This window comes from Persicitalea jodogahamensis (assembly GCF_014651615.1).
Taxonomy (GTDB): Bacteria; Bacteroidota; Bacteroidia; order Cytophagales; family Spirosomataceae; genus Persicitalea; species Persicitalea jodogahamensis.
Map to the genome: position 1 here is coordinate 18,679 of NZ_BMXF01000009.1, position 12,225 is coordinate 30,903.

11 protein-coding genes are annotated in these 12,225 nt (G+C 53.7%); 7 read left to right on the forward strand and 4 right to left on the reverse strand.

Annotated elements, in window-relative coordinates:
* Nucleotides 1–28: 28 nt before the first annotated feature.
* Nucleotides 29–2,098: a sulfatase-like hydrolase/transferase gene (locus IE117_RS25430; protein WP_229581483.1), complete on the reverse strand. Its 2,070-nt coding sequence runs from the start codon at nt 2,096–2,098 to the stop codon at nt 29–31.
* Nucleotides 2,099–2,247: 149 nt separating this feature from the next.
* Between IE117_RS25430 and IE117_RS25435 the strand changes: the two genes are divergently transcribed.
* Both IE117_RS25435 and IE117_RS25440 read left to right on the forward strand, forming a co-directional pair.
* Nucleotides 2,248–2,439 (forward strand): hypothetical protein, encoded by a 192-nt coding sequence (locus IE117_RS25435; protein WP_189568952.1) that lies wholly within the window; start codon nt 2,248–2,250, stop codon nt 2,437–2,439.
* Nucleotides 2,436–2,846 (forward strand): type II toxin-antitoxin system death-on-curing family toxin, encoded by a 411-nt coding sequence (locus tag IE117_RS25440; RefSeq protein WP_189568955.1) that lies wholly within the window; start codon nt 2,436–2,438, stop codon nt 2,844–2,846. The genes IE117_RS25435 and IE117_RS25440 overlap by 4 nt, the downstream gene beginning before the upstream one ends.
* A gap of 30 nt (nt 2,847–2,876) precedes the next feature.
* On the opposite strand, the gene IE117_RS25445 is transcribed toward IE117_RS25440, so the two are convergent.
* The gene (locus IE117_RS25445) at nt 2,877–3,281 is read right to left on the reverse strand and encodes a hypothetical protein (protein ID WP_189568958.1); all 405 of its coding nucleotides are present in this window, start codon (nt 3,279–3,281) and stop codon (nt 2,877–2,879) included.
* A gap of 131 nt (nt 3,282–3,412) precedes the next feature.
* On the opposite strand from IE117_RS25445, the gene IE117_RS25450 reads away from it, so the two are divergent.
* From IE117_RS25450 to IE117_RS25460, 3 genes are all read left to right on the forward strand, one after another.
* Nucleotides 3,413–4,909: an SLC13 family permease gene (locus IE117_RS25450; protein WP_189568961.1), complete on the forward strand. Its 1,497-nt coding sequence runs from the start codon at nt 3,413–3,415 to the stop codon at nt 4,907–4,909.
* Between the two features lie 117 nt (nt 4,910–5,026).
* Nucleotides 5,027–6,814 carry a DUF8769 domain-containing protein gene (locus IE117_RS25455; RefSeq protein ID WP_189568964.1) on the forward strand — a complete coding sequence of 596 codons (1,788 nt, stop codon included), beginning with the start codon at nt 5,027–5,029 and terminating at the stop codon, nt 6,812–6,814.
* A gap of 65 nt (nt 6,815–6,879) precedes the next feature.
* The gene (locus IE117_RS25460; protein ID WP_189568966.1) at nt 6,880–8,469 is read left to right on the forward strand and encodes a sulfatase; all 1,590 of its coding nucleotides are present in this window, start codon (nt 6,880–6,882) and stop codon (nt 8,467–8,469) included.
* A 35-nt stretch (nt 8,470–8,504) separates the two neighbouring features.
* Here the strand turns inward: IE117_RS25460 and IE117_RS25465 are convergent, their stop codons facing one another.
* A complete protein-coding gene (locus IE117_RS25465) occupies nt 8,505–9,197 on the reverse strand; it encodes a YiaD family glycine zipper/OmpA-like lipoprotein (RefSeq protein ID WP_189568969.1) in 693 nt (230 codons plus the stop codon).
* Nucleotides 9,198–9,227: 30 nt separating this feature from the next.
* Nucleotides 9,228–9,896 (reverse strand): porin family protein, encoded by a 669-nt coding sequence (locus IE117_RS25470; protein WP_189568972.1) that lies wholly within the window; start codon nt 9,894–9,896, stop codon nt 9,228–9,230.
* Nucleotides 9,897–10,226: 330 nt separating this feature from the next.
* On the opposite strand from IE117_RS25470, the gene IE117_RS25475 reads away from it, so the two are divergent.
* Nucleotides 10,227–10,880 carry an RNA polymerase sigma-70 factor gene (locus IE117_RS25475; RefSeq protein WP_229581485.1) on the forward strand — a complete coding sequence of 218 codons (654 nt, stop codon included), beginning with the start codon at nt 10,227–10,229 and terminating at the stop codon, nt 10,878–10,880.
* A 57-nt stretch (nt 10,881–10,937) separates the two neighbouring features.
* On the forward strand, nt 10,938–11,933 hold the full coding sequence (locus IE117_RS25480; RefSeq protein WP_189568975.1) for a FecR family protein: 996 nt from the start codon (nt 10,938–10,940) through the stop codon (nt 11,931–11,933).
* Nucleotides 11,934–12,225: the final 292 nt, after the last annotated feature.

Below are 12,225 nucleotides of genomic sequence, written 5' to 3' on the forward strand. Positions count from 1 at the left end.
AAAAAACAACTACGATCGGTGCGCAGGTTTATTGATGAAAGAAAAGCCCAGCCATCTCCATCGAACTACCTCCCGCCTTCCTGCAGGAAAGCTCCAAACTACCCTTCGCCTTGCCGGATTTGTGATAATAAACCGTAAACGGGTGGTAACCCGCCGCTAGTTTCATGTCGCCAGACTGCTGATTTCCGGCGGTAGTACCGTGGCTGTTGTCGATCACAAGAGCCTGGTGTATTCTGAGAATAAAACCGCCATCCGCGCTCATATCAAAGGTATAAGTACCGTCCTCCGGAATTTTCAGAAAGCCCTCGTAGGCGACCATGCCTGCATGTAGTTTAGTTTTGGAAATATCGAGCGTTGCGGAGGTTCCCTGGCCCTTGAACTGTGCGTCAGTCAGCGCCGATACCCACGGGAAATCGCCCGCCGCGGTGTGCCACTTCATCCCAGCCTGCATCTTTCCGCCGGGGTCGACTGCGGGTACCAGTGCGTCGTCGTAGGGTCGTTTGGCTTCTTTATCGGGTCGGCGAATTTGCAGGACCCGATTTTTGAATTCCTGCTGCAAAGCGGCGTACTTTTTATCCGAAGCCAGGTTTTTAGTTTCCTGCGGATCGGCTACCACGTCGTAGATCTCGAAATCGTCATCGGCTCCGGCGATATTGTATCGCACGCCGACTAGGTTGCCTTTCCGGATTTTCTGCATCTGATTTCTTTTTCGGGAGCGGTGATTAGGCGAAAACTCCTCGAAATCGGGTGTCTTGCCATTTTGGTCGTACTCAATGTACACGGTACTTTCCTGCCGCTTTCCCTTACCGCTCAGTTCCGGCAGCAGCGACACACCATCCAGCCGGGCAGGGGCGGCTATACCTGCTGCATCGGCAAACGTAGCCAGCCAGTCATAGGAGGCACTCGGGCTGGCAATCGTCTGTCCGCCGGGGATGCGGCCCGGCCAGCGTACCAGCGTGGGCATCCGCACGCCACCTTCCCATAAGTCGCGCTTGATCCCGTCGAAAGGGCCGAAGCTGTTGAAAAAAGTGGGGACGTAATCTACGTAAGAATCGGGAAGATAGGACTCGACGGACGGCCCGTTGTCGGACATGAACACGACCATGGTGTTGTCGTCAATTTTTAAATCTTTCAACAACGTCATGATGTCGCCGATGCCGTCGTCGATGCGGCGACAGGAGGTAGCGTAGCGCTTGTAGGTGTCGGGCCAGGCCACTTCCGGGGTTTGCGGGTTTTTATCATCGTCATAGGTTGCGTTGGCGTAATCGGGATGGATGAACGAGTCGGGTGTACCCGAGGCCGTCGTGATCATTTGTCCCGGCTTGCCTGTCCACTGCAGGCCGCCTTTCAGGCCGCCGCCCTTTGGATACGCCTGGGTGGGTACTTCCAGTACAGCATGAGGCGTGTCGTAAGCCAGATAGAGAAAGAACGGTTCATTGGGAGCGGACTTCTTTGTCCCGGTAATCCACCGCTTGGCGGCGGCGGTCCACAGGTCGGTGGTGTAGCACTTATCGAGCTGGTCGCCGATATTGGTTTTGTCTTCCCACACCTCCTTCGCGCCCCGGTAAATTCCTTCCTTAGGGTAGTGTTCGTGGCCGTCGCGGTGGCGGATGTAGGCAAACGAATAATCAAAGCCCCGGTTGAGGGGGTGGGCGGGCCAGTTGGGTTCGTTGTCAGTTTGTCCCTGTAATCCCCACTTGCCCACCAGAGCCGTGCGGTAACCCGCCTGCTTCAGCACCGAAGGCATGGTGTAGGTATCCTGTAGGGCCTTATCGAACTGATTGTCGCGCACGTTAGCGTGGCCCTGACTTACGCCCAGCATAATCGACGACCGCGACGGCGCGCAGACGGGCGCGGCGCAGTAGTGGTGGGTCAGCGTAGCTCCGCCCGCGGCCATTGCATCCAGGGCGGGGGTATATTCCCAGGGTTCGCTGCGGTCGTTTTTCTGCTTGCGCTGATTTTGCCAGAAAGTACCCACATCACCCCATCCCATATCATCGACCAGGATGAAAATTACGTTGGGCTGTTTTTGAGCGGAGGCAGTTGTCTGGCTAAAAACGGCCAGGAGCATAAGAAGTGAAAGGACGCGTGCGGTCATTGTCATTGGAGGTGGCTTGGTTTGTACTCAGGAAAGTAGGCACATAGTGCCAAATATACTCGTCCTGACACGAAACAAGACCCAAACTGAGCAGTTTGCGTACCTTTGAACGAAAAAACGGATCGATGACGTTTTAAAAAATAAAGATTATGGCGACTGTATTGGATAAGGAAACGGTAAAGGAAGCACTCCGCGAGTTGATTCACGAAGAACCCGATACCTTCAAAACTTTGCTCAAAGAGATTTTTACTGAGGAGAACTCAGGTAACGACGAGGAGTTCGATAGACTCCTGAAAGAAAACTTCGAGAAATACGGGGATACCTTCCGGGCCTTGGCATGATCCTATATTTGACCAAAGCGCAGGTAATCAAGATCAACAAATCGACCGTTGAAATACACGGAGGCAACTTTGTGCCTCCGCACAATTTCTTACACGAAGAAAACCTGGATTATCTACTGGAAGCAGTGAAAGCTGAAATGTTTGGGGCGCCGTTGTACCCGACTATCGCGGATAAAGCGGCGATATACTGTTTCAATATTATTGGCAATCACGTTTTTACGGATGGCAACAAGCGGACAGGATTGGGCGCAGCCCTGCAATTTCTGAGCCTGAACGGTCATTACCTTGTCCCTGAGGTGACCAATTCAGTTTTGACCACCTTTATCCTCAAACTAGCCTCCGGCGAGTCCAGCCTGGACGAATGCCGGGCGTGGTTTGCGGCGCATGTAGTTGAGAATACGCGATGACTACCCGGGTTGGCCAACCACAACCCGTGTCTAGTAGGCCTTCAACTCCCTCGCAATACTACTGACGAGTACCGTGTCTTTTTCGATTTGCAGGAAGAAGTACTTGTCGAGAGCCGTACCGTTAGTAAAATAACCGAACCGGAACGTTCTGTTTCCCGACACTTCGGTCAGCCGGAGTTCGTAACTCCCGTCCGAATCGGGAAAAGATTTGTACCTCGCGCTTTGCCGGTAGATGACTCCTGCGGCAAGATTTTCTTTCTCGGCCAGTAGTCTGGTACCTGCCGAACCCACCGCCACTACCTGTACTTTGGGTATTTCTGCGCTGGTGTTGTTGCGCAGCTCGATGATCATGGACTTGTCTTCCTCCGACCGGCAGCCAGTGATAGAAAGCAGCAACAGTACAATTAATGTATGGGACAGGAGGTACTTTTTCATTGTTTTTCGCTTTTGCCAAGTGCGGACATAGCGACAAAGATAAGGTACCTGGGGGTTCAGTGCTCGCAGGGAATATAATTAGTCATTAGAGAACCCCTGGGAACGGCTTTGTAGTACCAAACCCTCCTCCCATGACGAATTCCCAACGCATCGGTTTCTGGGGCGGCTTGCTGGTCGCCTTTTTTATTGTGATCATGCCCACACCCGAAGGCATGGCCATTACCGCGCAACGAGCCGTGGCCGTGACGGTGCTGATGGCCATCTGGTGGCTCACCGAGGCGATTCCGATTTACGTCACAGCCTTTGTGCCGATGGCACTTTTCCCGCTGCTGGGCGTACTGGAAACCGACGACGTGGCCGAAAGCTACGGCCACAGCTACGTCATCATGCTGCTGTGCGGTTTTTTCATCGCCAAGGTCATCGAATCGCAGCAACTCCACCGACGTATTGCCCTCACCGTTCTGAAAAGTCTGGGCAGTAACCAGCAACGCATCATCCTAAGCTTTATGTTGGTGGCGGCGTTCCTGTCCATGTGGATTGCCAACGTGGCGGTAGTGCTGCTCATGCTACCCATCGCCACGGCGGTCATCGCCAAGACCGACGAGGCTGAGGGTGACACTACCTCGCAGTTTGGTCTGGCGCTAATGTTGGCTACGGCCTACGCCTGCAGCATCGGGGGCACGGCCACGCTCATCGGTACGCCCGTCAACATGGTGTTTGCGGGCATCGTGAGCGAGCTGTTTCCCGCCGCGCCGGAAATTAACTTCTTCACCTGGCTCAAAATCGGCTTTCCGATGGTCGTGGTGTTCATCCCGGTCATCTGGATTTACATCATCAGGTACTTCAGGATTTCCACCAAAGTTAAAATCGACAACACCGTCTTCGCCCGCGAACTGGCGACTCTCGGCCCGATGACCGACGGCGAGAAAAAGGCCTTTGGCGTATTTCTGTTCACGGCCGTCGGCTGGGTCTTTCGCAGCGATTTCGATTTCGGCTCGTTCCGGGTGACGGGCTGGGGTACCTGGCTGGGCGTGGGCGACTACGTCCACGACGCCACGGTGGCTGTCGTCGGGGCTATCATGCTTTTTGCGATGACTAACAAAAAAACGGGTAAGCCGTTGCTAACCTGGCAGGAAGCCACCACGGTTCCGTGGGGGGTAGTTATGATTGTGGGCGGTGGCTACGCCATTGCCCGCAGTTTTCAAAAAACGGGGCTGGCTGGCTGGATCGGGCAGCAGGTGGACTTCATCGGTGCCTATTCGCCCCTCCTGATTTTGCTGCTCGTAACTACCTTCATCGTATTTCTGACCGAAATAAACTCCAACACCGCCACGGCCAACATCTTCCTGCCCGTGCTGGCGGCGGTCGCCGTGGCGGCGGGCATCAATCCGCTGTTCCTGATGATCCCGGCGACCTTTGCCTGTTCGTTCGCTTTCATGATGCCGTCCGGGACGGGAACCAATACGGTGATTTTTGCCAGCGGGAAGGTGTCTATTCCCGAAATGGCCAAATGCGGACTGTGGCTGAACCTGATTTCGGTCGTGCTGCTGACGGCCTTGCTGTATTTCGTAGTGATTCCGATTTTGGGGCTGGAGATGACACTGCCGGGCTGGATAGAAGGGAAGTAAGGGCTGTCATGTCGAGATATTATTTTAGGTTGGGTATGATAATTACACAAGCGACAACACCGGACATTACCAGTCCATTTTCGTCATCACCGTTGATTTAGAGAGCACTTTCATACTATGAAAACAACAACTATTCTCCTGATGCTGCTTGGCCCAGCCCTCAGCACCGCCTATTCCCAAACCTACCGGGACGCCCACATCCGCTACGAACCCGTCCAGCTTACGACAGACGAGAAGGAGGTACTTTCTGAATCTCTACAGAAGCAGCACGAAAAGTACGACCCGGCGGAACAGATGATTACCAGCACGCTCAAAAACTACTACCAGTACCATACCGACGCCACCGACGGGGTACTTCACCAAACGCGCGGCTCAATGAGCTACGCCCTGGACCTGCTCGATCTGGACGACCCAAAGCGGGCTGCGTTCAACTATCAGCAGCGGGCCTTCGACATCATCCGCAAGACCATTTCGCTGCAGGATACCGTGCGCGCCAACAAGACCTACGGCATCTGGCCCTACTACCTTGAAGAGCCGCTGGCTACCAAGAAGTCGCCCGCCGACTGGAACTGGGCCGATTTTCTGGGCGTGTCGCTGCTGGATATTTACATGGGCCATCAGCAGAAACTACCCGCTGATTTGAAAGAGATGATTAAGAACTCTCTGATCCGTGCCGCCGAGTCCATTCAGAAGCGTAACGTGGGGCCGGGCTACACCAATATCGCCATCATGGGTACGTACACGACCTACCTGACCTCGCACCTTTTCGATTTGCCCAAGATGCAGGACTACGCCGCGAAACGTCTGCAGAATTTTTACGAATACACCCTCGAAAACGGTTTTACGGAGTACAATAGCCCCACCTACACCCGCGTGGCCCTCGACGAGCTGGTGCGCATGAAAGACCACATCGTGGAGCCGGAGGCCAGGAAGAAAATCGACTACCTCTACGACCAGGCCTGGGACATGGTCGCCCGGCACTACCACAAGCCCTCGGGTCAGTGGGCGGGGCCGCACAGCCGCTCGTACAGTTCGCTGGTCAGGCCCGACTTCTACGCCATCCTGGACGAAGCTTCCGATGGCAAGATCAAACTACCCTACACCGAAAAACGCGGCGAGGTGAAGATCAGGCACGAAATTCCAAAAAAACTGCTGCCTTACTTTCTCGATCCAAAGTACCCCCGCACCGAGCGCGATGTGCTGAAAGTGGACGACCCGCAGATCATTGGTATCAGCTACCTCACCGATAAGTACGCGATCTCCACCGCCAACCGTTCCAGCCTCTGGAACCAGCGACGGCCTTTCCTTGCCTACTGGGGTACACCCGAGCAGCCGCATTACCTGCAGGTGCGAATGCTGCGCGACGACTATGATTTCAGCTCGGCCAGTTTTTATAGCGATCAAAAGGAAAACGACGTCCTGGCTGCTATCACCTTCCTGACCAACGGCGGCGACAAGCACATCAGCATCGACCGTCTGCAGGAAGGTAAGTTCAGGGCCAAAGACCTGCGACTGCGCTTTGAGTTTGGCAAAGTACCCGCCGCCGAGATGGTCCTGCCCGAGACTACCAACGCGCCGTTTACCATCGAAACGGGCGGTTTGCAATTTAGCATTCTGATGTACCTGGCTGAGTTTGGCGGTATGAAGGGAAGGTGGGAGAAGGGCGGCAACGCTGACGCAGCCTGGGTGGATTATGTAGTTTACGCGGGCGATGAAAAGGATTTTGACCTAAGCAGCATGAATGCCGCCGCGCTGGGCTTCGCTTTCCAGCTCACCGAAGCGGGGAGGCGCATCGAAATGAAGGAAATCGTTACCTCTCAGCAGGGCGGTCAGCTTTCGGTGAAGTGGGAAGGGTTGAGCGTGTCGGTGCCTTTGAAACCGATGGAGCAGCCGAAGAATCTTTGAGTAAGGTATGCCCTCGGCGGTCTTTCAATTGAACTCACCTTTCCATGAAAAACGGTTTTGAATCAATGAGAAAAACAAGCTTTTTCCTGCTTCTGTCCTTTGCCTTACAAAGCCTTGGCGCGCAGCCAACCAAGAAGCCGAGCGCGATCCGCCCCAACGTCCTCTTCATCGCTGTGGACGACCTCAAGCCATTGCTCAGCGCCTACGGTGAGTCCCGAATGAAGACGCCAAACATCGACCGCCTGGCCCGGATGGGGACGGTGTTCCTGAACAACTACTGCCAGCAGGCTGTGTGCGCCCCGACGCGGGCGAGTCTGCTCACCGGGCAGCGGCCCGACTACACGCAGGTCTGGGATCTGGAAACGCTGATGCGGGATAAGAACCCCGATATCCTGACCCTGCCGCAGTACTTCCGGCAGAATGGCTACACCACCACCGGACTGGGCAAGGTGTTCGACAGTCGCTCGGTGGACAAAATGCTGGATGAGCCTTCCTGGTCGGTTCCCTTTGACAAGCTGGAAGAAGCGGATTACGCAGCGGGCTACGGGCGTCCGAAAGCCAACTACTATCAGGGACCCGAAACCCTGAAATTGTTGGAGGAAATTCGGACCAAGGCCGGGAAAATGGGGCTGAAAGGAGAGAAACTGAAAGACTACCTCAACAAAAACCGGGGACCGGCGGTGGAATCTGCCGAAGTACCCGACGATGCCTACCAGGACGGGGCCGTAGCCAAAAAAGCCGTGGCGACCATAGCCCGGCTGGCGAAGGACGGCCAGCCGTTTTTCTACGCTGCGGGCTTCGTGCGTCCGCACCTGCCTTTTGTGGCACCCAGGAAATACTGGGACTTGTACGACCGCGAGGAAATCAACACCGCCGCCTACCAGCAATTTGCGACTGACTCACCGCAGTTTGCCTACCAGGCATCGGGCGAACTGGTGAACGCGTATCTGCTGCCCAACGGCGACCGCTACCCTACGGGCTATGCACCGAAGCCCACCGAAATGCAGAAAGAGCTCATCCATGGCTACTATGCCGCTGTGAGCTACATGGATGCACAGGTGGGCAAACTACTGGACGCTCTCGACGAGCAAGGCTTGACCAAAAATACCATCATTGTGTTGTGGGGCGATCACGGCTGGCATCTAGGTGACCACGGCATATGGTGTAAGCACACCAACTTCGAGCAAGCCACCCGCGCGCCGCTCATCATCGCCGCCCCCGGCCTCACGGGTGGGCAGAAGGCAGAAGGGTTGACCGAGTTCGTGGATGTTTTCCCAACCCTAACTGACCTGGCTGGACTCAAAACGCCGGAAAAACTGGCTGGAAAAAGTCTGGTGCCGATGATGAAAAACCCCAACGCCACTGTAAAGCGCTTCGCCCAGAGTCAGTACCCGCGCTCTACCAAAGAGTACGGGAAACTCATGGGCTACGCCATCCGCACGCCTCGTTACCGCTACGTGGCCTGGTTTGCCGAGGATTACGACAAAAACAAGGTACTGCCCAACGTCCGTCCCATCGCCGAGGAACTCTACGACTACGAAGACGACCCTAACGAGGAAATCAATTTCGCTGCTCACAGCGACCATCAGGATGCTCTGAAAGAACACCAGGTACTTTTAACGGAGTTTTTAGGCAGCCAGCCGCAGGCGCGGTAAAAGTACCCGCTAATCTGGACCAGGTTTCCGGATACCTACCGGCTCGCCGACACACTCGTCTCTATGCCGCGCTTGGCATCACGCTTAAGCTTACTGTTGGCTGTGATGACAACCTCCACTCTCCGATTCATCGATTGCTTATCAGAATCAGTGGTGAGTAGTTGTGCTTCGCCGTATCCTACGGATTCGAGTCGCTTTGACTTTACATTTTTGGCTCTGAGGTAGGTGGAAACAGCCTTTGCCCGCTTTTCCGACAAATCCTGATTGTAGCTGTCTGTCCCCTTGCTATCCGTATGACCCTCGATCAGGATGTCGGTGTCTTCGTATTCGTTCAAAACTTCCGCCACATTGTCAAGGTTTTTGCGGGTTTCCGCCGTTAGTGCATAGGAGTCGAAGCCAAAAAGCAGACCGGAGTCGAAAGTCATTTTTATGCCTTCGCCGATGCGTTCTACTTTGGCACCTTTCACTTCTTCTTCCAGTTTGCGGGCTTGCTTATCCATGTACAGTCCGATGAGTGTACCGGCAGTACCGCCCACGGCGGCCCCGATAATTGCTCCGACGGCGGTATTGCCCGATTTGTTGCCGATGACCGCTCCGGCCACCGCCCCGCCTCCGGCGCCGATAATAGCCCCTTTTTCCTGGTTGGAGAGCTTGCTGTTTTTGCAGGAGGGTAATGAGCAGACGCTGAACGCCAGCAAAAGGATCAGGTTTATCTTGACGGTTTTCATAGGTGTCAGTTTTTCTGAAAAATGAGAAATCTAAAATATCACAAAGCCCACTGTGGCCTGGAACAGGTTGTTTTTCCGTTTCAATTGTGAATTGAAACTCGAAGAGGCTGTATTGGTATCGATGATATTGGAGGCATTGCCTTCATACCGGAGATCTAGGTTGATATTGCCGATATCAAAACCGACGCCCACCTGATAGCCGAGGGCTGCCTGTCTGAAGTTGTCCTCCACGCTGGTCGCTCCCACTTCATTGAGCGCATCGCGTAGTCCACCGTTTTCCGATAGCCGCAACGAAGCGATCGGCCCGGCGTTGATCCGAAGTACCTCCCCGATCCGGATACCTAAAAGTACTGGAACATCAAGGTTTGTAAACCGTACCTTGACCTCTTCCTGACTGTTACCGGCACTCCGGAACACGTTGAAAGTACCCCCTTTCTGGGAAAGCAATACTTCGGGTTGAATGAAAACGGAATTACCCAGTCGGAAGAACACGCCCCCCACGAAGCCTGTGAGTCGGGTACTTTTGTCGCCGATTCGTATCGATGGATCGGCGGAAGAGACAACCTCATCGCCCGAAAGACTGGATAAATTGGTTCCGGCTTTGATACCTATTTTGAAATTCCGGTTCTGAGCGGTAGCGAACGATGCGGTGAAAAGCATCAGGATCGACACCAGGTGAAAACGGTTTATTTTATTCATGATCGTCCTATCTAGTTTAACAGTTTTGGAACAGGTGAAAAATATCGTTCCAGACGTGACACTGCGGACGTTTGCGTTGTCTTCACCACTTCCCTCCCCCGGACAAATGGTGGTCAGATCCGACATGGGTAGTTGAAAAAGTAACCGGATTCCCGTCATCCAACCATGGAGGCTGCAGTCTAGGTCTTGTTGTTTTGTGGGTTTATTTCAAAAAAATAAAAATATTCTTATATCTCTGTAAGGTGTTTTTACCTGCTCACTTGTCTTTCTATCTGTACAGCCCGCAATTCGGTTTTTTCGTAAAACTCTATTTGTCAACCAAAAGGTGATATGAAGGACGCTCATCGTAGCATGTATGGCATTGCAGAGGAAGAGAAGGAAAGCAGCCCGGTTCCTTTGCCGCACCTTCGCTCATCAGAGCCCGGTTTTGCTGTGTCCTCGGACGATGAACTATTCATCCGAAAAACGCTGGCCGACAATCCCCGGCTGGGGGTTGAATTGCTCTACAAACGCTACTACCAGCCCATGTGTACGCACGCCGTGAAGTTTGTTGGCTCACGCGAGGTGGCCGAGGACCTGGTTTCGGAAATATTCTTTCGCTTCTATTCTCAAAATACCTTCCTCGACATCGATACATCATATCGGCGGTACCTGTTCCGCACGGTTCGCAACCGGGCGTATAACTACCTCCGTTGGGATTTGAGCCGCAAAGCCGAGCTGTCCGAAGCTTCCCAAAAACCCATTCTCAAAGAACAGCAGCCCGATCAGATCAGTCAGTTTGAGGAACTCTATCACGACGTGGAGGAGGCCGTCAACAAACTACCCGTGGAGCGCCGCCGGATATACCTCATGCGGAAATTCGACGGTATGAAATACCAGGAAATTGCCGACGAACTGCACCTGTCCGTCAAAACTGTGGATGTGCAGCTCAACCGCGCCAACCAGTTTGTGCGGGGGCTTTTAAAGGAAAAATGGCTGCTTTAATTATATGGGAACGAACGGTTCGCCGCGCGGAGAATTACGCTAAATCACTCATTTGAAATGAATGCAGAAGTAAATAAAGAATTCATATTCAACTACTTGTCAGGTAAATCAACTGCGTTACAAAAACAGTTGCTGGATGAGTGGGTGAAAAATCCAGCCAATGAGGAGCTGTTCTACCAGTGGCTGGTGGAGTATGAATACCGGCAACCGCAGTACCTGGCCGATGTGCAGGAAGCCACCGAACGGTTTTTTGCCTATGCTGACCAGGCCGGGGAACATTTCAATTCTGAGCCGCTTCCGGAGGCAGGTTTTCCTGTTCGTTCGCGGCTATGGAGCTGGCTGGTAGCTGCTTCCGTAGCGATTCTGCTGGTAGGGAGCGGGGCTTTGTTCAAAGACCACCTGACCTATCAAACCTATCGCTCGGCCTATGGCGAGACCAAAACCCTGATTCTGAGCGACAGTACACGCGTCGTACTGAACGCCAACTCTTCCTTACGGGTACCCAGATTTGGTTTTGGGAGTGAAACCAGGGAAGTGTTCCTGAGTGGCGAGGCCAACTTCGATGTGTCCCACCAGTCTGATAACCAGAAATTTATTGTAAGAACCGACAAGGAATTTGAAGTAGTAGTGCTGGGTACTGAATTCACAATCTACGCGCGGGCGGCCAGGTCGAAAGTGATTTTGAACAAAGGAAAAGTACAACTCAACTACCGAGAAGGAAAGTCCCGGAAGCAACTCATGATGAAACCCGGCGATCTGGTGACGCTGGATAGCAGCAACCACATCCGTCAGGAGGTGACCGCCCAGCCGGAACAATACGCCGCCTGGAAAGAGCACCGGTTTGTCTTTGATGATACCACCCTGGCCGAATTTGCAGAAATCATGCACGAAAATTACGGCATACGGGTACTTATCGAAGACAAAAACCTGGCTCAGCGAACGCTGGTGGGCTCTTTCCGCGCCGAAAGCCCTGACGAACTGCTCGAGATTATTTGCCGGATTTTCAACCTGAAAATGGTCAGGAATGGAGAGGTGGTGAAGCTGGTAGAATGAAAACGATCTGAAATCCAATACATCCTAAACCCTTTAATTCAATGAAAAAAACACTACGTGCACCGCTATGGGCAGGCATGCTGCTGGCGGCCTTGTGGCTGGTTGGGCAGCCGGTTCTGGCGCAGACCTATGCCAGCAATAGCCAACTGCCGCCGAAAAGAAGCGCCCAAACCCAACCCGCCCAACAAAAACTCCGGGGCGTGCTGAATGACCTGAAAGCTCGCTACCGGGTGGATATCCTCTTTGAGGGAGGGTTGGTAGAAAACGTCACGGTTGCCACCAATTTGCTGGA

Coding starts and splice junctions, on each gene's coding strand:
- IE117_RS25470 (WP_189568972.1), bottom strand. CDS start 9,896: ATGAATAAAATAAACCGTTTTCACCTGGTGTCGATCCTGATGCTTTTC.
- IE117_RS25435 (WP_189568952.1), top strand. CDS start 2,248: ATGGCGACTGTATTGGATAAGGAAACGGTAAAGGAAGCACTCCGCGAG.
- IE117_RS25455 (WP_189568964.1), top strand. CDS start 5,027: ATGAAAACAACAACTATTCTCCTGATGCTGCTTGGCCCAGCCCTCAGC.
- IE117_RS25480 (WP_189568975.1), top strand. CDS start 10,938: ATGAATGCAGAAGTAAATAAAGAATTCATATTCAACTACTTGTCAGGT.
- IE117_RS25445 (WP_189568958.1), bottom strand. CDS start 3,281: ATGAAAAAGTACCTCCTGTCCCATACATTAATTGTACTGTTGCTGCTT.
- IE117_RS25475 (WP_229581485.1), top strand. CDS start 10,227: ATGAAGGACGCTCATCGTAGCATGTATGGCATTGCAGAGGAAGAGAAG.
- IE117_RS25430 (WP_229581483.1), bottom strand. CDS start 2,098: ATGACCGCACGCGTCCTTTCACTTCTTATGCTCCTGGCCGTTTTTAGC.
- IE117_RS25465 (WP_189568969.1), bottom strand. CDS start 9,197: ATGAAAACCGTCAAGATAAACCTGATCCTTTTGCTGGCGTTCAGCGTC.
- IE117_RS25460 (WP_189568966.1), top strand. CDS start 6,880: ATGAGAAAAACAAGCTTTTTCCTGCTTCTGTCCTTTGCCTTACAAAGC.
- IE117_RS25450 (WP_189568961.1), top strand. CDS start 3,413: ATGACGAATTCCCAACGCATCGGTTTCTGGGGCGGCTTGCTGGTCGCC.
- IE117_RS25440 (WP_189568955.1), top strand. CDS start 2,436: ATGATCCTATATTTGACCAAAGCGCAGGTAATCAAGATCAACAAATCG.